General features: G+C 44.1%; 28 protein-coding genes. 19 read left to right on the top strand and 9 right to left on the bottom strand.

What is annotated here, in order from left to right:
- The first annotated feature begins 12 nt into the window (after positions 1-12).
- The 5 genes from O3A65_00660 (at position 13) to O3A65_00640 (ending at position 4,539) form a co-directional block, all read left to right on the top strand.
- A complete protein-coding gene (locus O3A65_00660) occupies positions 13-984 on the top strand; it encodes a WYL domain-containing protein (GenBank protein MDA1330973.1) in 972 nt (323 codons plus the stop codon).
- 124 nt (positions 985-1,108) lie between these two features.
- Positions 1,109-2,086, top strand: a complete 978-nt coding sequence (locus O3A65_00655; GenBank protein ID MDA1330972.1) for a hypothetical protein — start codon at positions 1,109-1,111, stop codon at positions 2,084-2,086.
- Positions 2,087-2,225: 139 nt separating this feature from the next.
- On the top strand, positions 2,226-3,296 hold the full coding sequence (locus O3A65_00650) for an MBL fold metallo-hydrolase (protein ID MDA1330971.1): 1,071 nt from the start codon (positions 2,226-2,228) through the stop codon (positions 3,294-3,296).
- 200 nt (positions 3,297-3,496) lie between these two features.
- Positions 3,497-4,174 carry an FKBP-type peptidyl-prolyl cis-trans isomerase gene (locus tag O3A65_00645; GenBank protein ID MDA1330970.1) on the top strand — a complete coding sequence of 226 codons (678 nt, stop codon included), beginning with the start codon at positions 3,497-3,499 and terminating at the stop codon, positions 4,172-4,174.
- 32 nt (positions 4,175-4,206) lie between these two features.
- Positions 4,207-4,539, top strand: a complete 333-nt coding sequence (locus O3A65_00640; protein ID MDA1330969.1) for an NIPSNAP family protein — start codon at positions 4,207-4,209, stop codon at positions 4,537-4,539.
- 58 nt (positions 4,540-4,597) lie between these two features.
- Here O3A65_00640 and O3A65_00635 read toward each other — a convergent pair whose 3' ends face one another.
- Positions 4,598-6,175 (bottom strand): 4-coumarate--CoA ligase family protein, encoded by a 1,578-nt coding sequence (locus O3A65_00635; protein ID MDA1330968.1) that lies wholly within the window; start codon positions 6,173-6,175, stop codon positions 4,598-4,600.
- A gap of 121 nt (positions 6,176-6,296) precedes the next feature.
- Between O3A65_00635 and O3A65_00630 the strand changes: the two genes are divergently transcribed.
- The 3 genes from O3A65_00630 (at position 6,297) to O3A65_00620 (ending at position 8,852) form a co-directional block, all read left to right on the top strand.
- A complete protein-coding gene (locus O3A65_00630) occupies positions 6,297-6,542 on the top strand; it encodes a hypothetical protein (protein MDA1330967.1) in 246 nt (81 codons plus the stop codon).
- A gap of 280 nt (positions 6,543-6,822) precedes the next feature.
- Positions 6,823-7,239 (top strand): heme-binding protein, encoded by a 417-nt coding sequence (locus O3A65_00625; GenBank protein ID MDA1330966.1) that lies wholly within the window; start codon positions 6,823-6,825, stop codon positions 7,237-7,239.
- A 113-nt stretch (positions 7,240-7,352) separates the two neighbouring features.
- On the top strand, positions 7,353-8,852 hold the full coding sequence (locus O3A65_00620; GenBank protein MDA1330965.1) for a DASS family sodium-coupled anion symporter: 1,500 nt from the start codon (positions 7,353-7,355) through the stop codon (positions 8,850-8,852).
- A gap of 23 nt (positions 8,853-8,875) precedes the next feature.
- Here O3A65_00620 and O3A65_00615 read toward each other — a convergent pair whose 3' ends face one another.
- The gene (locus O3A65_00615; protein MDA1330964.1) at positions 8,876-9,685 is read right to left on the bottom strand and encodes an SUMF1/EgtB/PvdO family nonheme iron enzyme; all 810 of its coding nucleotides are present in this window, start codon (positions 9,683-9,685) and stop codon (positions 8,876-8,878) included.
- Positions 9,686-9,750: 65 nt separating this feature from the next.
- The gene (locus tag O3A65_00610) at positions 9,751-10,554 is read right to left on the bottom strand and encodes an SUMF1/EgtB/PvdO family nonheme iron enzyme (protein ID MDA1330963.1); all 804 of its coding nucleotides are present in this window, start codon (positions 10,552-10,554) and stop codon (positions 9,751-9,753) included.
- Between the two features lie 147 nt (positions 10,555-10,701).
- Here O3A65_00610 and O3A65_00605 point away from each other — a divergent pair, with 147 nt between their 5' ends.
- Both O3A65_00605 and O3A65_00600 read left to right on the top strand, forming a co-directional pair.
- On the top strand, positions 10,702-11,010 hold the full coding sequence (locus O3A65_00605) for a putative quinol monooxygenase (GenBank protein MDA1330962.1): 309 nt from the start codon (positions 10,702-10,704) through the stop codon (positions 11,008-11,010).
- A 13-nt stretch (positions 11,011-11,023) separates the two neighbouring features.
- Positions 11,024-11,914 (top strand): gamma-glutamylcyclotransferase, encoded by an 891-nt coding sequence (locus O3A65_00600; GenBank protein ID MDA1330961.1) that lies wholly within the window; start codon positions 11,024-11,026, stop codon positions 11,912-11,914.
- A gap of 10 nt (positions 11,915-11,924) precedes the next feature.
- Here the strand turns inward: O3A65_00600 and O3A65_00595 are convergent, their stop codons facing one another.
- Positions 11,925-12,719, bottom strand: a complete 795-nt coding sequence (locus O3A65_00595) for an SDR family NAD(P)-dependent oxidoreductase (GenBank protein ID MDA1330960.1) — start codon at positions 12,717-12,719, stop codon at positions 11,925-11,927.
- Between the two features lie 145 nt (positions 12,720-12,864).
- Here O3A65_00595 and O3A65_00590 point away from each other — a divergent pair, with 145 nt between their 5' ends.
- From O3A65_00590 to O3A65_00575, 4 genes are read left to right on the top strand one after another with little or no spacing between them, the layout of a single operon-like run.
- Entirely contained in the window at positions 12,865-13,956 is a 1,092-nt protein-coding gene (locus O3A65_00590) for a 6-carboxytetrahydropterin synthase (protein ID MDA1330959.1), read from the top strand.
- Position 13,957: 1 nt separating this feature from the next.
- Entirely contained in the window at positions 13,958-14,593 is a 636-nt protein-coding gene (gene queE, locus O3A65_00585) for a 7-carboxy-7-deazaguanine synthase (GenBank protein MDA1330958.1), read from the top strand.
- Positions 14,590-15,147 carry a tetratricopeptide repeat protein gene (locus tag O3A65_00580; protein ID MDA1330957.1) on the top strand — a complete coding sequence of 186 codons (558 nt, stop codon included), beginning with the start codon at positions 14,590-14,592 and terminating at the stop codon, positions 15,145-15,147. The genes queE and O3A65_00580 overlap by 4 nt, the downstream gene beginning before the upstream one ends.
- Positions 15,148-15,161: 14 nt before the next feature.
- A complete protein-coding gene (locus tag O3A65_00575) occupies positions 15,162-15,941 on the top strand; it encodes an SDR family oxidoreductase (protein MDA1330956.1) in 780 nt (259 codons plus the stop codon).
- A gap of 22 nt (positions 15,942-15,963) precedes the next feature.
- On the opposite strand, the gene gshA is transcribed toward O3A65_00575, so the two are convergent.
- Entirely contained in the window at positions 15,964-17,544 is a 1,581-nt protein-coding gene (gshA, locus tag O3A65_00570) for a glutamate--cysteine ligase (protein ID MDA1330955.1), read from the bottom strand.
- Positions 17,545-17,688: 144 nt separating this feature from the next.
- Between gshA and O3A65_00565 the strand changes: the two genes are divergently transcribed.
- From O3A65_00565 to O3A65_00555, 3 genes are read left to right on the top strand one after another with little or no spacing between them, the layout of a single operon-like run.
- Positions 17,689-18,285 (top strand): chromate transporter, encoded by a 597-nt coding sequence (locus O3A65_00565; GenBank protein ID MDA1330954.1) that lies wholly within the window; start codon positions 17,689-17,691, stop codon positions 18,283-18,285.
- Positions 18,282-18,806, top strand: a complete 525-nt coding sequence (locus tag O3A65_00560; protein MDA1330953.1) for a chromate transporter — start codon at positions 18,282-18,284, stop codon at positions 18,804-18,806. The genes O3A65_00565 and O3A65_00560 overlap by 4 nt, the downstream gene beginning before the upstream one ends.
- 30 nt (positions 18,807-18,836) lie before the next feature.
- A complete protein-coding gene (locus O3A65_00555) occupies positions 18,837-19,688 on the top strand; it encodes a DMT family transporter (GenBank protein MDA1330952.1) in 852 nt (283 codons plus the stop codon).
- A 27-nt stretch (positions 19,689-19,715) separates the two neighbouring features.
- On the opposite strand, the gene murI is transcribed toward O3A65_00555, so the two are convergent.
- Positions 19,716-20,504, bottom strand: a complete 789-nt coding sequence (gene murI / locus O3A65_00550; GenBank protein MDA1330951.1) for a glutamate racemase — start codon at positions 20,502-20,504, stop codon at positions 19,716-19,718.
- A gap of 49 nt (positions 20,505-20,553) precedes the next feature.
- The gene (locus tag O3A65_00545) at positions 20,554-21,390 is read right to left on the bottom strand and encodes a phytanoyl-CoA dioxygenase family protein (GenBank protein MDA1330950.1); all 837 of its coding nucleotides are present in this window, start codon (positions 21,388-21,390) and stop codon (positions 20,554-20,556) included.
- 272 nt (positions 21,391-21,662) lie between these two features.
- On the opposite strand from O3A65_00545, the gene hisD reads away from it, so the two are divergent.
- Both hisD and O3A65_00535 read left to right on the top strand, forming a co-directional pair.
- The gene (gene hisD / locus O3A65_00540) at positions 21,663-22,949 is read left to right on the top strand and encodes a histidinol dehydrogenase (GenBank protein ID MDA1330949.1); all 1,287 of its coding nucleotides are present in this window, start codon (positions 21,663-21,665) and stop codon (positions 22,947-22,949) included.
- Positions 22,950-23,025: 76 nt separating this feature from the next.
- Complete coding sequence (locus tag O3A65_00535; protein MDA1330948.1) at positions 23,026-24,696, top strand: MBL fold metallo-hydrolase; 1,671 nt, start codon at positions 23,026-23,028, stop codon at positions 24,694-24,696.
- On the opposite strand, the gene O3A65_00530 is transcribed toward O3A65_00535, so the two are convergent.
- Complete coding sequence (locus O3A65_00530) at positions 24,664-25,872, bottom strand: MFS transporter (GenBank protein MDA1330947.1); 1,209 nt, start codon at positions 25,870-25,872, stop codon at positions 24,664-24,666. The genes O3A65_00535 and O3A65_00530 overlap by 33 nt on opposite strands.
- A 92-nt stretch (positions 25,873-25,964) precedes the next feature.
- Positions 25,965-26,267, bottom strand: coding sequence for a rhodanese-like domain-containing protein (locus tag O3A65_00525; protein ID MDA1330946.1), 303 nt, complete (start codon positions 26,265-26,267; stop codon positions 25,965-25,967).
- Between the last annotated feature and the right edge of the window lie 27 nt (positions 26,268-26,294).

Genomic DNA, 26,294 nt, shown 5'->3' with positions numbered 1-26,294 from the left:
GGGTGATAGGCATTGGAACGAACAGAGCGATTTTATAAAATTGATCGATTGCTTCGTGATAATAGATCGGTTCCGCTAGGGCGATTCCTTGAAGAGCTTTCGGTGTCAAAGGCAACGTTTAAGCGTGATATCGAGTATATGAGGGATCGGCTCAACGCCCCCATTAGTTGGGATCGTACTCATCGCGGTTATATTTTTGATCAAGAGATTGCCGACGTGGTGTCCTATGAGTTACCTGGGATTTGGTTTAATCAATCAGAGATTCTTGCCTTACTCTCAATGGAGGCTTTGTTGAGTCAAATTCAACCAGGTTTGCTCGGTCCGCGACTTGATCCGTTGAAGCAAAAATTGTGCGACCTCATTGAGGTTGGTGAGTACTCAGTGGACGCCATAAAGAACCGTATCAAAATCCTCAATATGGGCTCTCGCAGTCGAAGTATTAAGCATTTTGAAGTGATTGCATTGTCTTTGATGCAACGGTCACAACTTGTACTTGCATACTACGTGCGCTCAAGAGAGGAGGTTACACTGCGATCTGTTTCACCTCAGCGCATCGTGTACTACAGAGATAATTGGTATTTAGATGCGTGGTGTCATTCTGTGAATGCAGTACGTAGCTTTTCGTTAGATGCGGTACGTTCCGCGAAACTGAAGGATGAAGCGGCTATTCAATGCGATGAAAAAATATTAGATGCTGTGCTTGGATCAGGATATGGCATTTTTTCTGGCACTGATCTTCTGTGGGCTAAACTTCGATTTGGTCCTGAGCGTGCTAAGTGGGTTTCTCTTGAGGAATGGCATCCATCTCAACGGACTTATTTTGATGACGAGGGTTATTTTATTTTAGAAATACCATATGCTGAACAACCTGAACTCATAATGGATATCCTTAGATTTGGTCCTGATGTTGAGGTGATTGAGCCTGCTTCATTGCGCCAAATGATTAGAGAAAAAGTGTCTGAAATGTTGGCTATTTACGAATAAGTCATTGATTTATATAAATTATTAAAAATAAATATTTTCAATATTTATTGGTCTAGGCTCATCTGGTGAGCCAGTGCTGGCTGCAAACTACTTCCAAGATTATTAGTTACAACGGGGGTTAGTGATGGAACAGCTCAGTTTTTTTCTTAACAGCACATCGAGTCCTAAATTACAACGTAGTATTTCAGTAATTAGAGATCGTATTGATCAATCGGTATCGAAACGTAATGTGGGCATAACCGGTAAGTTACGGGAATTAAATGGTACGCTGCCACGCTTTACGAGAATTATGGACATAAATAGCCGCTCTTCTGACGGTCTATCTGTAAGCAGGGATAAATTAGTAACTCGCGATATTTTATATCGGTCAAATCATTACCCTCAGTCGAGAAGAGGGGCCCCAATTGTTGACATGGCGCGTGGACGTCAGTTTATTTCACATGAGCATGTTGTTAATGCGATCGAGCATGCTTTAGTGACTTTAAGAATTAATCCGGATGAAGTGGAAGTGTCGGTGAAATATGGGTCTTACGGAGCACAAATGTCATTGGTGGTTTCGTTGCCAAGCCTTTATGACTTTGATCCAGGGAGTATGGATCCCTTTAGGCTCCAGGTTGTTTTTCATAATTGTTTGAGTCGAGGAGGGCTCCGCCTTCTTGCTCGATGGTTCCAAGAGGGAACGGGGGCATCTTATTCAGTCGGGGTGTCACAACTCAATGCAAGTCTTGCCCATCGGATCCCGGCAAGAGAGGAAAATATCCTGCCTACGTTTAGAAAAGCTATTGACTTAGCTCGTGAAGATTGTCTTCATTTGGTCGATTGGACACGTCAAAGGATTGCTAGAGAGGCACTACAAGCCTGGCTGGCAGGATCTGTGCGGCGTATGTGGGGTAGAAAGACTCAACAAGTTCTTGAAAGTGAATTTGAATGTGATGAAGGCATAGGCAGTAGGGAGCGTAATTCATCCTGGAATGTGCTTGATATTTTAATGGTGCTTGCCAGCTATTCTGCAGATTCAAAAGATATCCTTCGTCAATGCGATCAGGTGGTAGAGGGGGCAGTCCTAATGCGATCTCTATTAAAAAAATGCTTAACCGCATAGATGAGTTTGTGTCCGATTGAGAACCCCAATTAGTGGGAGTGATACGAGTATTTTCAGGATTGTTTACGAGGTGAATACAAAAAAGCTATGATCAGAATATAGTCGTTATCCTAATTTAATAAACTGGACAACAGCAGTGCTGATCTTCCGTCAATTGATCGACCAACAGTCGTCTACGTACACGTATCTTTTGGGTGATGCTGAATCTAGAGAGTGTCTCTTGATTGACCCTGTATTCGAGCAGGTCATGCGAGACCAGGCGATGATAAAGGAGATGGATCTTGATCTCATCGCTACCGTTGAGACCCATGTGCATGCTGACCACGTTACCGGGGCATGGCTGCTCCACAATAGCCTTAGCAGTGAAATCGTGGTTTCAGCGAATGGGGGTGTTCGTGGTGCCGGGAGATACGTGAAGCAGAACGATGTAATTACTTTCGGTGGTAGGAAGTTGGATGTGCGTGAGACACCTGGGCATACGAACGGATGCATCACTTTAGTTCTCGATGATCAATCCATGGCTTTCACTGGAGATTGTCTATTAATCCGGGGGACAGGAAGGACGGATTTCCAGGAGGGAAACCCGAAAATGATGTTCCAGTCGATTCACGAGCAAATTTTTACCCTTCCAGATGAATGTTTGATTTATCCTGGGCACGATTATCGAGGAATGACCGTGTCACGTGTCTTGGAGGAAAAGCGTTTCAATCCAAGATTAGGAGGAGAAATTAATCTTCAAGATTTCTTGGGGTATATGGAGAACTTGAAGTTACTGCATCCCGGCCAGATTAATCGTGCTGTGCCGGCGAATTTAAATTGTGGCCAACCGGATGGCAACACTCCTAAATTGAATACTCAAGACTGGGCAAATCTCACGTATAGTTTTTCAGGGATTTGGCAGATAGCACCTCCAACTCTCGAGGAGATACTGGCGACAGTGCAGATTATAGATGTCCGAGAATTGGCTGAGTTTGAAGGGCCATTAGGCCGGATTCCGGGAGCAAAATTAATACCGCTAAATCAACTGGTGGGCCGGCTTGGAGAATTGAACCGAGGTATGCCAATCGTTACTGTTTGCCGGTCCGGAGCACGATCAGCTCAAGCTATCCTCCATCTTCAGGAGCTGGGTTTTACAAAACTCGCTAATCTATCGGGTGGTATGCTGCGATGGAATGTCGGAGGGCATGCTGTTCTGGGCGGTTCGGACTGATACCATTGCTCTAACCAACTGAGCTAAAGTGCCAATACAGATACTATAGCTAGATTGCAGCGTAGCTTTGAATCTTATGGTTCAAGATGTCCATAAAAGTAGCGAGCATGACATATATCACCTGATGATATGGAAATGAAATCGATTTTTCTTGCGGATTCGATTACTATTGCTCACTCAATATTTATGAAAGAGGCTAAATGAAAAATACTTTTTTTGTGGCGCTATTACTGATGACTTCGGCGTGTTCGCAGGACGCTGTAACGGCGGATATTTCGCTTGAGACTGAAGATCAAAAAACCCTATATGCAATAGGTATGATTATCAGTAATCAATTGCAACCTTTTGCTTTGAGTGAGGAAGAGTTGGCTCCTATTGTTCAAGGGATGAGGGACGGCATATCGGGGTTGGATGCAAAGGTGGATATGAAGACCTATGAAGCGAGGATCAATGAAATGGTATCAGAGCGTTCTGCAAAAGTTGCCGCGAAAGAAGCATCCGCATCTGCGTCATACCTAAAGCAATTTGAATCAGATGATTCGTTCGTAAAAACTGAATCTGGTGCGCTTGTGAAAATGGTAGAGGAAGGTGCGGGTAATTTTCCGACCGCAAGTGATACGGTAGTGGTTCATTACGAAGGAAGCTTGATTGATGGAACTGTGTTTGATAGTTCTCTCGTTCGCGGCGAACCGGTAACATTTCCTCTGAGTGGTGTCATAAAGTGTTGGACTGAAGGGCTTCAAAAGATAAAGGTTGGAGGAAAGGCGAAGTTGATTTGCCCCGCTAATACCGCTTATGGTGATCGAGGAGCGCCCCCGAAAATCGGTGCTGGTGCTACGTTAATCTTCGAAGTTAACCTTCTTGAGATTAAGAAATAATTCGGCGCATAACATTGATAAAGGAGAATAAAATGTTGATTGATATGAGAACTTATCGATGTAGGCCTGGTTCCATAAAGAAGCATCTGGCTTTGTATGAAAAATTAGGGAAGCCTGCTCAAACGAAGTATCTCGGACAACCGCTTGCTTACTTGCAATGCGAGAGTGGTAATCCTAACGAGTATGTTCATTTGTGGATTTATGAGAATGCTGGCGATAGAGAGAAGAAAAGAGCTCTATTGTTTGCCGATCCGGATTGGCTGAAGTACATAGAAGAAAGCGCTAAGCTTGGTGCGCTAGAGCATCAAACAAATAAGCTGATGAAGCCAGTAGACTTCTATCCATTACCGAAAAGGCTTGGATAGTCATTTTGTTAAAAATTAGAGCGATGGATCATTTCGAATGGCGCATCGTTCTTTTTTGTTAATTCTTCTCTCGTTCTTTTTGTATTAGTACGCGTCTTAGTATTTTCCCAGATGCCGACTTTGGAATTTGTTCCACGAACTCGACAATTCTGATTTTCTTATGCGGAGCGACGCGCTGAGATACAAATCCCATAATTTCTTCCGCGCTCACAGACAGCCCTTTTTTTATAACGACTACTGCTTTGGGTAGTTCCCCGGCTTCCTCGTCTGCAACAGGGATCACTGCTGCGTCAGATACTGCAGGGTGTGTGAGTAGGAGTGCTTCAAGCTCAGCAGGCGCTACCTGCATGCCCTTATATTTAATCAGTTCCTTGATGCGATCAACTGCATAGAAAAAACCTTCATCGTCGACATACCCAATATCCCCAGTTCGGTACCAACCCTCTTTTGTAATGCTTTCTGCGGTGGCCTCTGGTCTATTTAGATAACCTTTCATAATCTGCGGACCACGAATCCATATCTCACCATTTTGATTATTGGAAAGGGACTCTCTTGTTTGTGGATCAACAATCATGACCTCCGTGTTGGGTACGGGTAGCCCAATCGACCCTATTTTTTTTGCGGTACCTTGATTGGGGAGTAAATGCGTAACGGGACTTGCTTCAGTCATGCCATAGCCTTGAAGAATATTACATCTAACTCTTGCCGCGGCTTCCATGGCGACTCCTGCACCTAAAGGGGCTGCTCCGGAGAGAATAAGCTTAAGGCTGGATAAATCGTATCGTTCTACTGCGGGATGTTTTGCTAAGCCTAATACTATCGGTGGGACTATGGGTGTTATGGTCACTTTGTAAGTTTCAATGGCAGCTAGAAAAACCTCCATATCGAAGCGCGACATACAAACAATTGTTCCTCGCCTGTAGAGCGAGTAGAGCATGATAACAACCATTCCGTAAATATGGAAAAATGGTAGTACCCCGAGCACCGTATCCTGTTCGCCGATCGCATTATGGCTTGTCATGCCTTCAGCTTGCCGCATGTTCATTATAAGGTTGTAGTGAGTAAGCATAACGCCCTTTGGTAGGCCCGTGGTGCCACTCGAGTACGGGAGTGCACAGACGTCATTTTCTGCGGAGATCTCGGGTGCAATTACCGCAATGCCAGACTGCATTAATTCCTCAAGTCTCCGGTAACCTCGTGCTTCACCGATCACAATGAGTTCATCTACTTGATGTTTCTGTATGGCCGTCTCTGCCTTATCCAAAAAATCAGGTACTGTAACAATTAGTTTTGCTTTTGCATCAATGAGTTGTTTGGCTAATTCATCCGCCGTGTATAGTGGGTTAACGGTCGTGCATATTCCACCTAATTTTAGGACAGCAAGAAAGATGACGACGTATTCAGGTACGTTTGGACTATATATAGCAAGGACATCACCCTTCTTAAATCCGCCCGCCTGCAATCCAGCTGCGAGTCGGTAGATGGATTCGGACAATTCCCGATAGCTGATTTTTCGACTGGTCTCCGCTTGTATGATCGCAGTTTTATTCTCGTGCGCTGATATGTCACCAAGAACAAAGTCCGCGACATTTATTCTTGGGGCAGACACGTCTGCATGTGGGCTGCGAAATATCATGCTAACTATCCTCTTAGGTTAATTCTTAAAAAATATTTTTTTCAGTTTATATCGTTAATATAGCTTAACGGCTTGGCTGAAAAATAGCCGTACAGCTATTTTTTTTAATAAGAATTACTTTATGAGTATCAAAATCAATGGAATTGCGCACATACAGTTGAACGTTAATAGTACAGCTGGTATCGAATTTTGGCTTGCGCTGTGTGGCTTCATGCCTTTGAGCACGTTAATTGATAATGACGATGTTCAATACAGTATTGGTGGGTGGACTGGTGTTTTGGTGCATTTGGCATCTCTAGAAAAAAGATCAGTTGGATTTGGGCAACATGTCAGCAGTTTGCATCATGTGTGCTTCAGAGCGTTTTAGGCATGATCTTGACCTTGTGCACGAATTTGTTAGTTCATTGGGCTAGGGGAGAATTGCGCACGACCCAGAAGAGGGAGTTTGGTTTGCTTTAGGATATCACTCGAATCTTTTTGAGAATTTAGATGGCATACTTAATGAGGTCAATTTTGTTCCCGGAAGGGGCCTGTTTCTGAAAGCAGTCGGTTAGGTATTGATATGGCGAAGAGGGGCTAACAAATAAATGAATAGTTTTTAATATAGGTTATTTGAAAATTATGATGTAAATCTAGGAGAGGCAAGTATGACTAGTATATCTTTGGATCACGCGCAAAAATGTCTTGATGTTGCTATTAAAAAGGTTCAGCAAGATTTTAAGCGGCCTATTTGTGTATCTATCTGTGACTCATATGGGTATCAGGTCGCTTTTTATCGTATGGACAAGGCACCCATCCGTAGTATTGCGATATCACAGCAAAAAGCGCATACGGCGACGCGAATGGGCATGTCTACTGATGCATTTTTAGAGCGTTTAAATAATGACAAGATTGATATCCAGTATTTTTGCGATCCTTTAATGACCGCGTTGCCTGGGGGTAATTTGTTAAAGTCAAAGGGTGGTGAAATTCTAGGTGCAGTTGGAGTGAGTGGATTAAAGCCTGTAGAGGATCAAATCATCACCGAGACGGTCGCGGACTGGTTTTTGGAGCAGGACAATTGACGTTTGGTTTGATTGATGACCTCGATTTAGTTTCCGAATACATAGCACTTAACGCTGTGATCTGAGATTTCGGTACACTTCAGAACACTTGATGTTTTATTTGGAGGTATATCTTGAGTCTAGATAGCGGAACAGAAAATTCCTCGGTAAATAATTTTTCCAAAATTGGTGGGGTTGTTGGCATAGTGCTCTTTCTCGTGATGCTCCAACTTCCAGCTCCAGAGGGTTTAAATGCTGAGGCTTGGTGCGTCGCAGCCCTCGGTTCTCTAATGGCTATCATGTGGATTACGGAGGCGATACCGCTTCCTGCCACTGCCTTGTTACCCATACCGTTAGTTCCCTTGTTGGGTATTTCTTCAGTAGAAGAGACTGTTGTTTCTTACTCGCACCCAGTTATTTTTCTGTGTATGGGAGGATTTATCGTAGCTCTAGCAATGGAGCGTTGGAAGTTACACCAAAGAATTGCACTTTTTGTATTGCAGTTTAGTGGAGATCGGCCAGCATTTTTGGTTGGCGGTTTGTTAGCTGTCAGCGGCTTTTTAAGTATGTGGGTTTCCAATACGGCTACGACTTTAATGATGCTGCCAATCGCAGTATCAGTAATTGGTACCCTCGAGGCGAATAGAGGAACTAGGTTTCAACAAGATGACGGACTACCCAAGGCTTTAATGTTGTCTTTGGCCTACGGAGCTTCCATTGGAGGAATGGCAACTTTGGTTGGCACACCAACTAACGCATTCTTGGCTGGTTTTGTCAAGCAAACGTACGGAATAGAGATAGGCTTTTTAGATTGGATGGCAGTTGCGTTACCCCTTTCATTGGTGATGCTCGTCATGGCATGGTTATTACTGACAAAAATCATTTTCAAGTTGGGTCGTGAGCGAACTGCAGGTATCAGTGCAGCTATTGATCAACAAATTAAGGCGCAAGGTAAACTATCTCGCGGGGAATATTTAGTCGCCATCGTCTTTATTAGCATGGCCACACTATGGACATTACGTCCATGGATAAACGCGGCTTTCCCCAGTCTAGCGCTAACAGATACGTTGGTTGCTATGATCGTTGGAGTATTAACGTTTCTAATTCCCGTCGATTGGAAAAAAGGTCTCTTCCTCATGGACTGGGAGTGGGGAAAAAAAATGCCCTTCGGTATTTTATTGTTATTTGGTGGTGGATTTGCACTGGCATCTTCAATTGAGAAAACAGGTCTGGCTACCTGGATTGGACAACAACTCGGAAGTTTAGAAATGTTTCCGACCTTTGTGATTGTTTTAGTGCTGGTCTTGCTGTTGGTCGCAATCACAGAGTTGACTTCAAATTTAGCGACTATAGCGGCTTTTTTACCGGTTGTTGGCGCTTTGGCGATCACCTTGGAGGAACATCCTTTAATTCTTACTATCCCGGTAACGCTCGTTGTGAGTTGTGCATTTATGTTGCCAGTTGCGACGCCGCCAAACGCAATTGTATTCTCAGCAGGTTATTTGGCGCAGAAGGATATGACACGAGCTGGATTTGCTCTGAATATTATTGCGGTGATTCTTATAATGCTTGCCGCGTATACATGGATGTTATGGATCTTTGCTATTGAACCCGGAGTATTACCCTCATTTTGATTGTTTTCTCTATATTAATTTTTTTAATCTAGATCGTTAAGGCTTAGTGCTACTCGAAACCCAAGATCTATATGTTTGGCACCGTAAAATTTGTAGCGTTCGGCTGTCCTAAGGTAATAGGGTTGATTGGTTAGCCAAGAGCCACCTCGGTATGCCCGTTGATCGCAGTCCCCATCCGTAAAGGCGCGCCCTTCAAGCGAAGCGTGACTGTGTCGCCAATTCGGATTAAGACAGTCTTCTACCCACTCCCATACGTTTCCAAGCATATCAAAGACACCAAATTGATTGGGCTTGTAAGAACCCACTATGGACAGGCTGGGTGCACCGTCTGAGCAAGGTAATATGTGCCATCCGAACTCATATTCCTGTTCGGCTGTTTTATCGTAGCCATTGCCATACTCACATGTTTGTTCGGGTGGAATGCCAAAGAATCGAGCCCGTTTAGTTCCAGATTGAGCTACATATTCCCACTCTGCTTCGGACGGTAAACGGTATGCTTTCCCAGTTTTATCTCGTAACCACTGAATATACGATTGAGTATCGTCCCAAGACACGTTCATCACGGGTTGGTTGCCTCTTCCATAGCCTTCATCGTCGATCGAAGGGCAGGTAGCATCCTGTACACAAAGTTCCCACTGCAAGAATGTGATTTCTAATTGACTGATGCTGAAGGGTTGTTTGAAGAAGATGTCTAGAACATAGCCCTCGTTGTAGGGGCTTCCAAATTCGTTCGGAGGCGAACCAAACCCATAAGGTCCAGCAGGAATAACGATCATCTTAGGGCAGGAGTCGCAGTCCTGGAAGCTTTCTCCAGCTGTAGATTGGGCAGTCACGTGGGAGCTAAATATTATGATACTTGCCCCGAGCATTAAGCCTGATACATTTTTGAGTCTGAACATTATGGGTGAATCAAGCTTAGTCCAATTCGAAAACCTAGATCGATTTCTCGAGCACCTAGATATTTGTACCTATCAGGTATTTTTAAATATCGCGGTGGGTGATTAAGCCAAGAACCGCCTCGATAGGCGCGCTGCGTGCAATGGCCATCAACGCGAGCTGAAGCATCTACTGGGGCGTTGCGCCACAAGATTGGCTGGCAATCTTCAGTCCATTCCCAAACATTGCCTAACGTATCATGAAGTCCAAAATGGTTTGGTTTGAATGATCCTATGGGTGCAGAGAAGTCAAAACCATCGTCACAGGGTACTGCCTCCAAACCGTACTCGAGCATTCGTTGTGCGGTTTGGTCATAAAGATTTCCAAATTCACAGACTTGTGTTGGTGTTAAGCCAAAAAATCGAGCCCGATTACTACCTCCTGTCGCGACGTATTCCCACTCAGCCTCAGTGAGAAGCCTATAGGGTTTATTAGTTTTTTCAGAGAGCCATTTGGTGTATTCAAATGCTTCTTTCCAGGAAATGTTCGCTGCCGGGTGACTGTCTTTGCTCCAGTCATCTCGCTTCACAATGGGACATTGCTCGTCGATCACGCAGGCTTGCCACTCTTTGTAGGTAATTTCAAATTTTCCTACAGCGAATGGTTCTGAGATTAATACAGGTCGCAATTCACCTTCACTATAGGGACGTCCTTGGTCAATGGGTGGCGACCCCATATCAAACGATCCAGAGGGAATGACAACCATAACTGGACATTGATCGCAGTCTTTAAACTCATCTCCAGGTCGGTAAGTGTCGTCAGCCAAAATCGGACTTATGAATAGGACCCATAAGCCGAATAGCAGATATGCAGGTGATTTGTTGATGAACATTAATGTAAATTGTGTATGAATTTTTTGATGAGGTATATTATTCTAAAATTAAAGAACCGTCTGATATTAGAGGGGCACATTATGATTCATGTTGTGGCTGTTATTAAGGCTAAATCTGGAAAAAGAGACGCTATTCTTTCTGTTGCCAAAGAGAACGTAACAACTGTTCGGCAAGAGGATGGGTGCATTGAGTATATTCTAGTTGTAGATGCGGAGTTTGGTGCGTTTCAAACGAAATTCGGAGAGGATACTTTTTTGGTTATTGAAAAGTGGCGCGATGAAGATGCATTAAAGGCCCATGCGGCTGCACCTCATATGGTGAGTTATGCTAAAAATGTTAAAGATTGGATTGAATCTAGAGTGATTCATATTTTGGATCCTGTAGCTTGATATTAGAAACTCAATGTTATATTTTGCCTACGGCTCTAATCTTGACGATGAGGATTGGAGACATTTTTGTATCAAGCATTCACTGCCAGCTGATTGTATTAGGCCTGTTGGTCCGGCGTTCTTGCCTGATCATGATTTAGTATTCGATGTGTTTTCACAAGCTCGTGGTGGTGGTGCCTTAAATATAAAGGCGCGATTGGGTGGATACGTGTGTGGTGCTTTATTCGAAGTCGGAGATTTTGGTTGGCGGGCACTTGATTTAAAGGAGGGCGTATCTGACCGTGTTTATCAAAGGGCTAGCAAGTACATATTACAGCCTAACGGCTCTCCTGTTTTAGCGTTGACGTATGAGGTTACGCCTGAGAGTCAGTGTCATTTCGTTGAGCCAACCTCAGCTTACTTTGAGGTAGTTCAGCGTGGCTTAAGGAGATTTAATTTTTCGGACCTTCAGCTGAGTCAAGCAGCGGTTGGCGAACGGGTTCCTGATTCAATGGTTGGTGTTTTTGCTTACGGTACACTGTTGAGTGGTGAGTCCCGACACTGGATCATAGAATCTTTAAATGCTTTAAAACCCAAGGATGCCTCATCGCGCGGCTCGCTGCTTGCGACTGAGTTTGACTATCCGATGCTTCATCTCTATGGGAAAGACAGCGATCAAGACATACCAGGTGAATTGATTTTTTTCCCCGATCTGTCCGCCGCGATTCGCCAGCTCGATAAGGTAGAGGGATTCTCGAGTTTTGGCTCGATTGGCAATGAGTATGACCGAGCACTAGTGACGGTAATGCCCACGGGAGAAGATCCAACCTTGGCTTGGTGTTATGTCGCTGGAGACTTGGGTATCACGACTCACGCGATCGAGGGAGGATCCTGGAGAGAGTGTAAAAAAGACCGCGTTGATTGATACGCAGGAATTAAGTGATTTGATTTACGATGCCGCCGTCTACTCTTAGGGCTGCCCCAGTAGTTAGGGCGGAAAGTGGGCTACATAGGTAGACTGCCAGTGGGGCAACTTCCTTGGCTTCTGCAAATCTTTTAATAATTGATGTAGGACGAACTTTATTAAAAAATTCTTGTTCTAATTGTTCGAGACTGATGCCCCATTCGTTAGCGCGGTCTCGTCTTTGTTGTTCTGTAGTTTCAGTCCTAGTGGGCCCGGGTAGTAACGCGTTCACCGTTACCCCAGTGCCGCTGAGCGACATCGCGAGGCCGCGAGAAATACTAAGTTGCGCGCTTTTGCTGAAACCATAGTGAATCATGTCCGGTGGAATCATGAGTCCGGACTCGCTGGAGATGAAAATGATGCGCCCCCATTCCTGGCTGACCATTTTCGGCGTGTAGAATCTTGTGAAACGTATTCCACTCAGAACATTGATTTCAAACAGCCGAGCCCAATCCGTGTCGTTAATTTCAAAAAATGATTTTCGTTCATATATGCCTAGGTTGTTGATTAGGATATCAACTTTAGGTACTGTGTCGAACACACTTTGGCATCCCTCTAGTGTTGAACAGTCGGCGCTTATTCCTATAGGGTTAGTTTTGCAATTAATGCCTTTTATTTTTTTTATCGCACTGGTTACTGTTTCTTGATGCCTACCTGTGATGACGACGTCAACCCCTTCCATTGCTAAAGATTCAGCAATCGCGTACCCGATTCCATAAGTTGATCCAGTGATGAGTGCTTTCTTGCCTTGAAGTTGCATATCCATGTCACACGGCCTTCTCGAAAATAAATATGTCTTTATCGTACACTAACGACAGGGGAAATAGAGCCAGCCCTAAAGGGCACAAGGGTTTTAATTAATGACATTAATCCTATCGAAAATTTGGCGGTTTGGGTTGTAAGGTAAATAAATGATTGAAAGAATTTTTGTAACGGTAAGTGCTTCGTTCGAAGCGGCATGTCAGATCGATACATTTCCGGTAGGACACAGAGCCAGGGGTTTACATGGACACAGTTACGAGGTTTCTGTCAGAGCGGCTATTGATGATCCTGAATCGCTTAACGGTGATGAGATTGAGGTCGCGCGCGCGACCTTGATACGCGCATGTGCTTCGCTTAACTATAGCTATCTAAATGAGACTGTAGAGGTTCCGACAGATGAGAATATTGCAAGATATGTCCTGGCGCAACTAAACCTTCCGAAGGTTGATGTTATTGGGTTGCGCAGTCAACATGATGAGGGCGTACATCTAGACGCACAAGGGTGTGCGCACGTTTGGAGAAAATTTCGTTTTGAGTCAGCGCATCAGCTTCCTAATGTTTCTGAGGGCCATAAATGTGGGCGAATGCATGGACATGGATTTGAGGTAATACTGCACGCTAAAAGCTATCTTGAGGAATCCAATTTAGGTATTGATTACGATGAACTAAAGGCTTGTTGGGGTGAAGTGCATGGTATGCTACATCTGAATTGTCTCAATGATATTTCTGGCCTTGAAAATCCCACGAGTGAGATGATTTCTTTTTGGTTATGGAGTCATTTAAAAGAAAAATTACCACAGTTGAGTTGGGTGACAGTCTATGAGACTGCAACAAGTGGGGCTCACTATAACGGTTCGATCTTTAGGATTTGGAAAGATTTCTCAATAGACAGTGCAATTCGACGTGAACGGGTCGGCTCTAGCGATGAGCGTGCGCGCATTCACGGTCATACGTATTTGTGTCGGTTGCATTTAACGGCACCTTTGGATCAAGTTTTGGGTTGGACTATAGATTACGGGGATATTAAGGAGAAATTCAGCCCTATATTTGCCTCGCTCGACCATCAACCGCTTTATGAGATTGTCGATTTGCCGGATAATGATCCGTTGAGTATTGCGAGATGGATCAAAAAAAGCTGCAGTACTTGTCTTCCAGAACTTGAACGAATTGATTTTTACGAGACTAGAGGTTGTGGCGTCATTATAGATTGGGGATCTTTAGGGCCAGCAATGCCTATTTGACATGATATATTCAGTTAAGGAAATTTTTTACACGATACAGGGAGAGGGCGCTCAAAGTGGTCGGGCAGCTGTATTTTGTCGATTCGCCGGTTGTAATTTGTGGTCGGGTCGTGAAGAAGATCGATTATCGGCGGACTGCCAATTTTGTGACACCGATTTTGTGGGCACGGATGGCGTAAACGGTGGCAAATATGACTCTCCTGAGGTATTAGTTGATTTAGTTGAGAGTCAGTGGCCGTCTCGTAATCATACCCGTCGATACGTAGTGTGCACGGGGGGCGAACCATTGTTGCAGCTGGATCACAACTTGATTAGAGCATTTCATAACAGAGGTTTTGAAGTTGCTATTGAGACAAATGGTACGATACCCGTTCCCGAAGGTGTTGATTGGGTATGTGTGAGCCCCAAGGGAATGGTGCCAGTTCATGTGAAACAAGGGAATGAGCTAAAACTAGTTTATCCTCAGGTTGGTAATGATCCCGCGCAATTCTTATCGTGGAATTTTGAGCATTTTTTTATACAACCTAAGGATGGACCGGACATTGAATTGAATATCGAACGCTCAATTCAATTTTGCAAAGAAAATCCTAGGTGGCGACTAGGTCTACAAATTCATAAAATGATTGGTGTGCCGTGAAATTAATTGACCAATGTTTATTCAAGGTGAGGCGTGTCCTTAAAATTCTTGTGTGTATTAGCTTTACGCTCGTTTTGTCTGGTGCCGGACACGCGGATAACGCTGAAGATATATTTGATCTTGGATATGAGGCTTTTGTAAAAAAAGATTACGCTGGCGCTGAAAAACATTGGACGCGTGTTGGGGCTCTTGGCCACCCGAGAGCTCAAAATGGATTGGGTATCATGTATCGGGACGGTGATCTAGGTGAGGCTCGCTCAGATGAGGCTGCGGCATGGTTTCTGCAGTCGGCTAACAATGGTTATGCATATGCGATGTTCAATCTTGGCATGCTCTATAAGAGCGGTCGTCTTGGCGAGGCTAACGATATAGAGGCCTATCGGTGGCTATTATTAGCGAGTACGGTTAACTTTGATGAGAATGCAAAGTTCCAAGCTAACTTGTTGAGTCAAAGGATGGACCAGAATGCTCTTATAAAAGCACGTGAACAGGCACAAATCTGGCTCAATGAATTTTTTTTTCAGAATCAACGTACTAGTAGACAAAAATTTTAATAGGAGGATGAAAGATGGACCTTGGAATTAACGGTAGAACCGCGATTGTATGTGCATCGAGCCGAGGTCTAGGTAGAGCTTGTGCTATTGCATTGGCAGAAGCTGGTGTTTCACTTGTACTAAACGGTAGAGATGAAAAAATACTCACGGCCACCGCAAATCAAATTGTTAAAGATACCGGGGTCTCCGTAAAACCCATTATTGCGGACATCACTACTCGAGAGGGGCAGGCTAAGCTCCTAGAGGCATGTCCAAAACCAGATATTCTGATAAACAATAATGGTGGCCCACCCTTCAAGGATTTTCGAGAGCTTGATCGTGAGGCCATGTTAGACGGCGTAACGATGAATATGGTTACACCGATTGAGTTGATTCAAAAGGTGGTTGATCACATGATTGACCAAAAGTTTGGTCGTATCATTAATATCACCTCGATGAGTGTCAAAATGCCAGTTCCCGGGCTAGACCTATCGAGCGGGGCTCGTGCCGGCCTGACGGCTTTTTTAGCTGGCGTGGCAAGGACAATCGCCGATAACAATGTCACGATTAATAATATTCTTCCTGGATTTTTCGATACAGATCGCCTGAGGGGTGGTCTGCAAAATTGGGCAAAGACTGCGGGTGTAAGTGTTGAAGAGGTAGCTAAGGATCGTGCGTCAAAGATACCAGCTAAGCGTTTTGGTATGCCTAATGAGTTTGGCAGCACTTGTGCTTTTTTATGCAGTGCTCACGCGGGATACATTACCGGTCAAAGCCTATTAATTGATGGTGGTGTTTACAACAGCGCATTCTAGTTGCTTAGTTTATTAGTCTTCTTCAGCCACGTTCCTCCAGGATGATCCTGGAGGCTTCTTGGGATACATATTCCTTTCTGAATTCTTCGAAATCCAGCTGTTTATCTCGCTCCAGGTTTTGCTGCCTGATGCTGGATGATTTTGCATTATTTTCGTACTTGGTCAGTACTTCTTTGCTTAGCGTGTCCTGCCTAAGGCCTTTCGTATATCTGGATGACAGAGACATAATGAAGTCAAAATAAGAACCATTATGCTTTTCTTCGATATCTCGTAGTACACGCGCAGAAGGCGTCTGGTCAGGATTGTTGAGGCAGTTGAGCGCATTGGTAAGTGATTGCGTATGGACATTTGTTTGATTGGCTTTGTCGAGTTTTAAGGCAAATGGTTGGCAGGCCTCAACAATATCCGAGCCCCAAGACTTCACCGTTACATAGTCTTTATCTCGGATTAATTTTAGAGATGGTTCTCTACCTCGGTCAGCAATAAGATATTGATTCGCACTGTTAGATCTATTTTCTTCTGTTGAGTCGTCTGAACTTTTTGATATGAGGCAAAAAAGTAGGAATGTATCGAGAAGTGCTATCGTTTTTTCGTTGATTCCGATGTCTTGATACGGGTCGAGGTCAATGCAGCGAGCCTCGACGTATTCAACCCCTCTTTTATTAAGAGCCAGTAGCGGACGCTCCCCGTACTGAACCGGCTGTTTCGGTCTTATCGTTCCATAAAACTCATTCTCAATTTGCAGTAAAGCGTTCGATAGTTGTATGGGTTGTTTTTCGTTATATAAGCCAATTGCTGCATAAGGAGGATAGGGTTGCGTCAGTGCGTCATACAGCGACTGAGCATAACTTTTGAGATTATTATAGTTCACACTAATCGAGGATTGAACATCGCTTTGGTACCCAAGAGGCCCCATTCTTAATGACGTGGCATAAGGAAGAAAATTAGTCCCGTTGTTCATCTTGTTTAAGTGATGTACACGTCCTTTCACAAAACACTCGCACACTGCAGGAGAAGCGCCAAATAGATAAAGCAATAACCAGGCATATTTTCTGAAGTTTCGAATGAGCGAAAAGTAATGTTGATTTTTAATGGTTATCAATTCGTTGCGATCATGATGTCGCCCGTATATGCGGGACCAAGTTTCATTTGATAGCGAAAAATTGTAATGGATCCCAGAAATTGTTTGCATCTTGGCACCATACCGAAGGGCCAACCCACGTCGGTAGACCGTTTTGGCTGTTGCAATGTTCGAGTCACCAAATAGAGCTATTGGAATACGACTGTCTTCCGGAAGCATGCACGGCATACTCGAGCACCAAAGAAGTTCCGGTGAAATATTTCGACTAACAAACTGGTGAATTTCTCTTAGCTGGTTGAGACAAGTATCAACGTCTCTGTGGGTATGTGTGATTAGTTCCAGTTGAGCTTCGCTGAAATCTGTGGTGATATTCGTGTGCGTTAGCGCAGACCCTAATGCGCCGGGGTGCGGTTGTTGGCTCAGTTGGCCTGCTGGGTTGACACGTAAGCTTTCTTTTTCGATACCTCTATTTAGGTTCGTGAGGTCGTCGCTAACGAGTTGATCGAGATTCAGGATGTACATGGATTTTATTATTAGGTTACGAGTGTGAGTGCGTGATATTGATAGTCTTTACCGTATGATATCTCTAATGGTAACCTAGTTTTTTATTAGCTATGCTTCTACTCCCTAAGTTTTTTTAACTTAAATTAAATTAATTTTTAAAGTATGTCTTTGAAACATCTGAATCAAGAGCCGCGTACCCTTTTTGAGTTGTTCTATATTTTCTCATTAATTACTTTACAAGGATTTGGTGGTGTTGTTTCCATCATGCAGAGACATTTAGTCGAGCAACGTAGATGGTTTTCTCAAGCTGAGTTTCTTGAGATGTTTTCGTTATCTCAGGTTCTGCCGGGCCCAAATGTATGCAATTTAGCATTGATGATAGGTGATCGATTTTTTGGCAGAAAGGGGGCATTAGTAGCGCTATCTGGAATGATTGTTTTGCCGATGTTTGTGATTTTGACGTTAGCAGGCAGTTACGACCAAATATCGGCCGGTTCGCATGTCGCAGGAGCCATAAAGGGGATGTCAGTGGTCGTCGTTGGCATGACGTTGGGGACGGCGCTGCGATTGTTGTCAGGCATACAGACCAATGTAGTAGGGCGGCTCATACCCACGTTGGTCGTACTACTCGTTTTCTATTTAGTCGGATATCTGCGTGTGCCGATATTTTGGGCAATACTCTTTTGTGGCGGAGGCTCTTGTGTTTGGGCGCATCTTTCACTAAAGCACCGACGAGCTGTGAAAGAGATTGAATTGTGAGTGTAGCCGATTGGATTTCGATTTTAGGTCAGTTTGCATTCCTTTCATTTTTAGCTGTTGGTGGCGTGATGTCGGTTGCTCCAGACATGCATCGCGTTGTTGTCGATGAGCTATCGATACTTTCAAATGAACAGTTTTTGGCAGCGATCACGCTGGGTAAAGTGTCTCCGGGACCTAATGCTTTATTTGTTGCCGTACTGGGCTATCAAATTGCAGGATTCGTTGGGGCGATAGCCATGACGGCGGCAATGATCATCCCGTCAGCGATATTTGCTTACTATGTGACGCGATGGTGTCGTGCGAATAGTCATCGATTATCTGTGCGATCATTTGCGGTCGGTTCTGCTCCGGTTGTGATCGGATTGTTGTTATCTACTGGATTTGTTTTGATACAAAGCATCTCGAATACTTGGAGTGTGATCTGTGTGTTACTTGTGGCTTTAGTCGTATGGAAGTCGCGGGTACACTTAATGAGTTTAATGGCGATTGGTGCTCTGTTAGGGGTTGTCGGGATTATATGATTGGACCTTTGCTGAATCGAGGGGGTGCTTATGTCTGCTCAGACTAGAGCAGTCTTATGGATGCTTGGTGGGGTGCTTTCATTTTCAATGATGGCTATTTCTGGTCGTGAGTTATCGTCGGAGCTGTCAACATCACAAATTTTATTTGTTCGAAGCGTTGTAGGTTTCTCTATCATGGTTTTGGTGATGTCCTGCGTGGGATGGGGACAACTAAAAACTAAACATTTGAGAATGCATGTTCTGCGAAATATTGTCCATTTCTTGGGGCAATATGCCTGGTTTTATGGGATCGCATTAATTTCTTTGGTAGAAGTGTTTGCGCTCGAATTTACGATGCCTTTTTGGACGGCTATTTTGGCGGTGATTATGTTAGGCGAACGGATAAGTCCAAAAAGAATGTTAGCGATTGGGATTGGATTTGTCGGCGTATTGATCATGTTGAGACCTGGTTTAGAAATCATTAGCCCGGTTTCAATGGTCGTTCTTGGAGCGGCATTTTTATATGCATTCGCACATACGTTGACAAAAAAGCTACTTGTTTTTGACACGCCTATTGCTTGCGTATTCTATATGGCGGGGATACAGTTAGTTATCGCGCTCATATTTTGTCTCCAAGAATTTGATTGGCCAAGCCTCAGTCTTCTACCTTGGACAATCGGAGTCGCAGTCTTCGCCTTGACTGCTAATTATTCATTGAGCCGAGCGTTTACGTTAAGCGATGTCTCAGTAGTGATGCCGTTTGATTACCTTCGCCTGCCATTTATTACACTGATAGGATATATATTTTATGATGAGCGCCCTGAAATTTGGGTACTCTTGGGCGGCTCTATTGTGATTTTAGGGAGTTGGTTAAACCTCAAATTTGATAAAGAGACGAGTTGACTCAAACCGTTTAAATTGAAGGTAACCTTAAACGTTTAATGAATATGAAGCTTGTTTTAAACCCAATTCTCTGGAAATGAATTTGCCAAAGTGTTCATTGGCGCCCGTTTGTAGAAAGGTATAAGTGCCTAAATTTTTGTCTCGCAGTAGGCTTTTCGTTTTCAGTTGGTGTTTGAGTTCGTTTGCAACGGGTGTGGACGGATCAAGAATGGCGATCTTTGGTCCCGCGTAGTATGCGATTAGAGACTTGATGAGTGGAAAGTGAGTGCATCCTAGGACTAGCGTGTCAGCACCACGTTCGACCAATGGTAGTACGTATAGCTTAAGAAGTTCGTGAAGTTTTTGGTCATCAGGATCCCCAGCCTCAATTACTTCGACTAACCCTGTGCAGGGTTGATGAAGGATGGTGATGTCGTTACCAAATCTTTGTTTTAAAGTTGCGAACTTTTCTCCCTCCAACGTGCCTTCTGTGGCTAAGATTCCAATGACGCGACTTTGTGTTTGTTGCGTGGCGGGTTTTAAGGGCGGTTCAATGCCGATAATGGGCACAGAAAAAGTAGCCCTTAATTTGTGAATTGCAGCACTAGTTGCGGTGTTGCAAGCCACAACGATTGCTTTGCAATTTTTAGATAAGAGGTACCTACAAATTTTGTACGTACGGTCTTCAATGAGATCCTTACTTTTAATGCCATATGGTAGAAATGCAGTATCACCGACATAAATTAAATCTTCATTAGGTAAGAGATAGCTAATCTCTCTTAGAATCGATAGGCCCCCGATTCCTGAGTCGAATATCCCTATTGGGTGACTGTTCATTTGCGGTACTTCGTGATTTTGACCTGCGTGTAATGCTCTTGATGTTCGATTAGAGTGCTTTCCTCGTTAACTCAGGCGGGTTCACTGATTGTTCGTTAAATTCCAAAGATGAATCTGAAAGTCGAACACCTGCTAATTTGATTGCCGAATCATCTACTTTCTGGAGTGGTGTATAAAAAGGGTGGTGGTGTTCAAGAAACGGATTATTAGTTGCCAGGTTATAGCAGTGTATAACTGTCCATCTTCGATTGTCGGATTGGTTTTGGTCAGACCTATGCAGCGCATTGCAATGAAAAAAAACACCATCACCTGGTTCCATTTCGATGTATTCGATAGGAAGTATTTTGAGCATTTCCTCAACTCTGCGCGCATTAGCGCCGACTTGTTCGCCCTCCAGAACTCCATGTTCGACGCGTCCACAAAGGTGTGAACCTTTTACGATTTGTAGGCAACCGTTTTTCTTATTGGTTCGGTCCAGCGCCACCATCACACTACACAGATGTGGAAAGACGATTCCGTTGTGATACCAGTATCCATAATCTTGGTGCCATTCCCAGGCGCCGCCTTCGTAAGGTTCTTTTGCCGTGAGTTTCGAGTGATAGTGATAAACCTCTCCGCCCAATAGAGTCTCCATGGAGTCGACGATTCGGCGGCTACGGGCTGCAAGTCCATAAACACTATCACCGGGGTGGTTCCATGTAGCCATTATCGTCTTACGTCCCGACGCATCATAACGATTGTAGAGTTTATCTTTTAAATTCTGATCAACTTCTATTGCGGTTCGTAAAATGGCTATTTCTTCTTGGTCAAAAAGGCCTTTGACAATGAAGTATCCATATTGGCTAAATTTGGTGATTTCGTCGTCAGAGAGTCTGAAATTTGACATAAGTGTCAGAGACCTTAAATTCAGTTAATTTCCGAAATATTACTCTTTTTGCGTACGTTCGGTAGGCAGGTCAGATATTGCGTCATTTTCTCTTTGGTTACAGAGCATTATGCCCTTATCGACCGCCAATAAACCGTCATTATTAGGGTGAATTGTCAAAGAGGAATTGACGGATCGTGATATACGGAAGAAAATAGCGGGTTGTTAACACGGTGTGCGACTTTAGAATCACCATAAGTATCTGATAATAAATGATTTAAGGAGTGCCGTAGATGGCAATTTGGTTAAAAAAGGGTATTTCGGCAGAAGATGATGCGGCAGATATAGCCAAGGTTCGGTCTGTGGTCGAAAGTATTCTCGCAGATATTGAAAAACGTGGAGACGAAGCTGTTCGTTTTTTGTCAAAGAAGTTTGATAATTGGGATCCGAAAGACTTTAGGCTCAGCAAATCTCAAATTGAAGAATGTTTGCAAAGTCTTCCGAAGCAAGTGATTGACGATATCAAATTTGCTCAGACACAGATTCGTAATTTTGCTCAAATTCAGAGAGATTCGCTTAGGGATGTGGAGGTGGAGACTCTGCCTGGAGTGGTGCTTGGGCACAAAAATATTCCAGTAAATAGCGTGGGTTGTTATGTCCCTGGCGGCAAATATCCCATGGTGGCGTCTGCTCATATGAGCATTGTTACAGCTAAGGTCGCAGGCGTTAAACGAATTATCGCTTGCGCGCCACCGTATAAGGGAAGTCCGCATCCTGCGATTGTTACTGCAATGCATTTAGCTGGTGCTACGGAAATTTATGCGTTGGGAGGAGTGCAAGCGATTGGTGCTATGGCGCTTGGAACCGCTTCGGTCAAGCCCGTTGACATGATTGCTGGGCCGGGAAATGCATTCGTCGCCGAGGCAAAGCGCCAATTATCAGGTCGCGTGGGTATTGATCTGTTTGCGGGCCCAACTGAGACGCTTGTGATTGCGGACGACGCCGTAGACGGGGAGATGTGTGCGACCGATATTTTGGGTCAAGCTGAGCATGGTATTAATTCTCCAGCTATTCTTCTAACCACCTCTCGTCGTCTGGCGGAAGACACGGTTAAACAAATTGAAAAGCAGCTCAGAGGTTTGGCGACTGCAGAAATTGCGGGCAAGGCATGGGCTAATTACGGACAGGTGATCTTGTGTAAAGACAATGCTGAAATGGCTAAGGAGGCAGATCGAATTGCGTCTGAGCACGTCCAAGTGATGACTAAAAATAACGAGTACTTCTTAAATAATTTAACAAATTATGGAGCGCTATTTTTAGGCCCAGAGACCAATGTGTCTTATGGGGATAAAGTAATTGGAACAAATCATACGCTTCCTACCCGAAAAGCAGCGCGTTATACAGGTGGACTTTGGGTCGGTAAGTTTATAAAAACATGTACCTATCAGCGGGTCAAACCTGAAGCTTCTGCAATGATTGGCGAATACTGCTCTAGACTTTGTGAGGTTGAAGGTTTCGCGGGACATAAAGAGCAAGCAGATCTTCGAGTGCGTAGATATGGGCACAAACGGGTTGCTTAGAGCCTGAAGTTTTGAAATCCACTGTAAGAGCATCCATGTTCGATTCAAATCGTGACATTAGGGCAATATGCAACTTATGCATGAAATAGTCACGCCAAGACCGGCGTCGACCCTTATCCTGGTGCGCGACGGGCAGTCTGGCTTGGAAGTTTTACTCGGGGAAAAAACCAGTAAGGTTAATTTTGCTGCTGGTGCTTTCGTTTTTCCGGGGGGCGCACTCGATTCGACAGATCTTGGGATTAACTTTGCGCTCTCAGAAGCCCTTACCGATGACAGAGCCAATCAACTTTTAGGAGTTCATGATGGTGGTCTGAGTTATTGGATTGCTGCAATCCGCGAGTGTTTCGAAGAAATCGGTGTCTTGTTGGCCAAACCTATAGCAAATCTACTGTTTACTCAGGACGAGTTCGCGGCATTTCGGTCAAAAAAAAGAGACGAACTCATGCGCGGCGAGATTACCTTTCAAGAAATTATGAAAGAAGGGAATCTAGTCTTAGAGGTAGATCAATTACATTATTTCAGTCGCTGGATCACACACGCGAGAAGTGTACGCCGATATGACACAAGATTTTTCATCGCACAAATGCCACAGGATCAAGTCGCAGAACATGACGGTATAGAATTGGTAGATAGTCGTTGGCTGACGCCGAGTGAAGCACTTCGTTTGAGCGGTAAGGGAAGATTAAGTTTAATGTTTCCAACGCAAAAGACCCTCGAGAAACTCCAGGAATTTTTTTCGGTAGATGAGGCATTAGATTATGCCCGCTTAGCGCGTCCGATCGTGCCTATGGACCCCAGAATTACTATTGGGTCAGATGGAAAAAGACTACTTTTGCCAGGGGATTATGCGTATGCCGAGGCAGGGAAACTCGACCCTGAGCAACGAGGGACTGTATCCCGAGAGATCAAGCCAGGTGTTGTGGTCCAATTGGATAGGCGGGTGACGCGTTTAACGGCCGCTAATCCAAGTGTTATGACTGGCCCAGGAACGAATACATATATTCTCGGTGACGAGATTAATGGTTTTCTAGTCATAGATCCAGGACCCGAAAATCAGGAGCATATCGACTTGATTCGTGGTTTTACTGCAGATCAAGTGAGGTGGATTTTATGTACGCATACGCATGTTGACCATTCTCCCGGTGCCCGATTACTGAGTCTCTATACTGGGGCGCGTGTATTCGGGCGTATGCCGGATTACTCGGAGCGTCAAGATCAAACATTCAGTCCGTACGAGCAACCGACACACGGAGAGGTTATGCAGTTCGGAGATGTAAGGATCGATGTGATCCACACTCCTGGCCATGCTTCCAATCATTTATGTTTTCTGTTTGTAGAAGCGCGTATGTTATTTACTGGTGACCATATCATGCAAGGCTCGACAGTCGTAATTAATCCGCCAGACGGTGACATGTCGGATTACTTCAGTTCTTTGAATAAGTTATACGATTATCAGTTTGATTGGATCGCACCAGGCCATGGATTTTTAATGGACAATCCTCATGAGGTGATTGATCGGTTATTGGTGCATCGTCGAAAGAGGGAGGCGAAGGTGATAAACGCGTTGTCCCTATTAGGCCGCGGAACGATCGATGATTTAACGATGAGTGCGTATGACGATGTTTCACCAGCGCTTCACCCGCTTGCTAAACGGTCCCTTCTTGCTCATTTGATTAAGTTGCTGCAAGAGCGCAGGGTACTTCAAGACGGTAATTTATGGGTTAATTGTCCCTCGGTCGGAGATTAAATCTGTTTTTTTGATATTCGCTGAATTGAGGTGTTTTTTCTTCTTGATGGCCAGTAGGACGCCACCGAAAGCAAGTGCTGATATTATCCAAAAAATTGCGGATGTGCCTAGTGTAGCGCCAAACGCCCCAAAAATTAAGGGTAGAGCTACTTGATTGGCGTGGATAATCGTCAGCCTCAGTCCTAGAGCCTCCGCGACCCTTCCCTCAGGGGCGGTTGAATGTACGAGCGTCATGATATTTGGCTGCGCAGCACCAAGGCCTAAACCAAGAGCAAATGCGATTAGCATGAAAAGCAAATACGTTTCTAAGAAGGGAAATATGAAAAAGCACACTGCAGCACATGCGAGCGTACTAATTAGTATTTGCCATTCTGTTACATATTTTTTGAGTAGTGGCATTAACAGCCGTATCGCAAATGTTGCAAGTGCAAATGAGCCCAGTATGAATCCAATCTTTGATGCTGAAAGTCCAACTTCTGAACCATAGATTGGAATTACAAAGTTTTGCAGGTCCCAACACATCGAAATTAATACAGTGATGATCATTAAATCCCTGAGTTCTTTATAGCGAAAGAGCTGAAATGAATTCGTAATTTTGGGCGAAGAAACCAGGTTAGCTTTTGCTCTTTTATTTCTTTGAGTGAAAAATAAAAATAACCCTGCAGATACTGACACCCCAATGGGCAATAGAAACGATAAGCGATGCGAAAAGTCATCGATAATGATCCCTCCTAAAACAGGACCTAAGAATCCAGAGATTGATTGCCCCATGGCAAACCAGGAGAAGACCGCTGAGCGTTTTTCTGGAGCACTTAATTCTCCGAGGTATTGTTGCATTGACAGAATGGAGAATGTGGATCCTGTTCCCACTAGGCACGCTGCAACAAGTAACGGCGCGAGATCGGCCGTTTCATAAGAAAATACGAGAGGTAGTGTCGCGCCGGTTAGGGTGATAAAAATACCGAAAGACATAGGAATGAATGGACCAGAACTATCAATCCATTTTCCAATTCTGACTGAGATCAGCATTGGAACCACCGAGAATAACGATAGAATCACGCCGACAGTAAAAGCCGATGCGTCTTTGTCAATGGCGTAGAGCGATACTGAAAAACGGGTGGAGATAAATGCTAAATGGCATAGAGCTCCAATAGATATAAACCCAAGTAAGAACATTAAATTTTAAAAGTTATGAATAAGGGAAGCTGAACTCTATGAATTTAATCAGAGTTTTTGAGTCCAGCCGATATCATTTGACGGTAACCACCCTAAATAACGGATATAGCATGGTACCCCAGATTATTCATATATTTGGCGGCGGCGATAGCTCGGCCTCCTTGCGAGCAGTAAACTACAACCGGCTGCGTTTTATCTGTGATGATTTTAGTTAAGTTTGCGGTAAAGTCTTTGAGTGGTAGATGCAAGGCCCCTTTGATATGACCCGCATTCCATTCCTGCTGAGTACGTACATCGAGTAATAAAATGTGATCGAAATTGAGGTGACTAGTTTCGCTTGGTTTTAAGTTACCTCGTTTTGATAGATCTAACTCATTCGCCTGTGCGTGAAGCATTAAGCAAAGGCAGAAAATTATAAAATA

Source organism: Pseudomonadota bacterium, from assembly GCA_027624715.1.
GTDB lineage: Bacteria > Pseudomonadota > Gammaproteobacteria > Burkholderiales > Eutrophovitaceae > Eutrophovita.
This window is presented reverse-complemented; position numbering and strand designations above follow the sequence as displayed.

Excerpts from the sequence above, each read along its gene's own strand:
- O3A65_00655 (MDA1330972.1), top strand. The coding sequence starts at position 1,109 with ATGGAACAGCTCAGTTTTTTTCTTAACAGCACATCGAGTCCTAAATTA.
- O3A65_00645 (MDA1330970.1), top strand. The coding sequence starts at position 3,497 with ATGAAAAATACTTTTTTTGTGGCGCTATTACTGATGACTTCGGCGTGT.
- O3A65_00640 (MDA1330969.1), top strand. The coding sequence starts at position 4,207 with ATGTTGATTGATATGAGAACTTATCGATGTAGGCCTGGTTCCATAAAG.
- O3A65_00635 (MDA1330968.1), bottom strand. The coding sequence starts at position 6,175 with ATGATATTTCGCAGCCCACATGCAGACGTGTCTGCCCCAAGAATAAAT.
- O3A65_00630 (MDA1330967.1), top strand. The coding sequence starts at position 6,297 with ATGAGTATCAAAATCAATGGAATTGCGCACATACAGTTGAACGTTAAT.
- O3A65_00625 (MDA1330966.1), top strand. The coding sequence starts at position 6,823 with ATGACTAGTATATCTTTGGATCACGCGCAAAAATGTCTTGATGTTGCT.
- O3A65_00605 (MDA1330962.1), top strand. The coding sequence starts at position 10,702 with ATGATTCATGTTGTGGCTGTTATTAAGGCTAAATCTGGAAAAAGAGAC.
- O3A65_00600 (MDA1330961.1), top strand. The coding sequence starts at position 11,024 with ATGTTATATTTTGCCTACGGCTCTAATCTTGACGATGAGGATTGGAGA.
- O3A65_00595 (MDA1330960.1), bottom strand. The coding sequence starts at position 12,719 with ATGGATATGCAACTTCAAGGCAAGAAAGCACTCATCACTGGATCAACT.
- O3A65_00590 (MDA1330959.1), top strand. The coding sequence starts at position 12,865 with ATGATTGAAAGAATTTTTGTAACGGTAAGTGCTTCGTTCGAAGCGGCA.
- queE (MDA1330958.1), top strand. The coding sequence starts at position 13,958 with ATGATATATTCAGTTAAGGAAATTTTTTACACGATACAGGGAGAGGGC.
- O3A65_00575 (MDA1330956.1), top strand. The coding sequence starts at position 15,162 with ATGGACCTTGGAATTAACGGTAGAACCGCGATTGTATGTGCATCGAGC.
- gshA (MDA1330955.1), bottom strand. The coding sequence starts at position 17,544 with ATGTACATCCTGAATCTCGATCAACTCGTTAGCGACGACCTCACGAAC.
- O3A65_00565 (MDA1330954.1), top strand. The coding sequence starts at position 17,689 with ATGTCTTTGAAACATCTGAATCAAGAGCCGCGTACCCTTTTTGAGTTG.
- O3A65_00555 (MDA1330952.1), top strand. The coding sequence starts at position 18,837 with ATGTCTGCTCAGACTAGAGCAGTCTTATGGATGCTTGGTGGGGTGCTT.
- murI (MDA1330951.1), bottom strand. The coding sequence starts at position 20,504 with ATGAACAGTCACCCAATAGGGATATTCGACTCAGGAATCGGGGGCCTA.
- O3A65_00545 (MDA1330950.1), bottom strand. The coding sequence starts at position 21,390 with ATGTCAAATTTCAGACTCTCTGACGACGAAATCACCAAATTTAGCCAA.
- hisD (MDA1330949.1), top strand. The coding sequence starts at position 21,663 with ATGGCAATTTGGTTAAAAAAGGGTATTTCGGCAGAAGATGATGCGGCA.
- O3A65_00535 (MDA1330948.1), top strand. The coding sequence starts at position 23,026 with ATGCATGAAATAGTCACGCCAAGACCGGCGTCGACCCTTATCCTGGTG.
- O3A65_00530 (MDA1330947.1), bottom strand. The coding sequence starts at position 25,872 with ATGTTCTTACTTGGGTTTATATCTATTGGAGCTCTATGCCATTTAGCA.
- O3A65_00525 (MDA1330946.1), bottom strand. The coding sequence starts at position 26,267 with ATGCTTCACGCACAGGCGAATGAGTTAGATCTATCAAAACGAGGTAAC.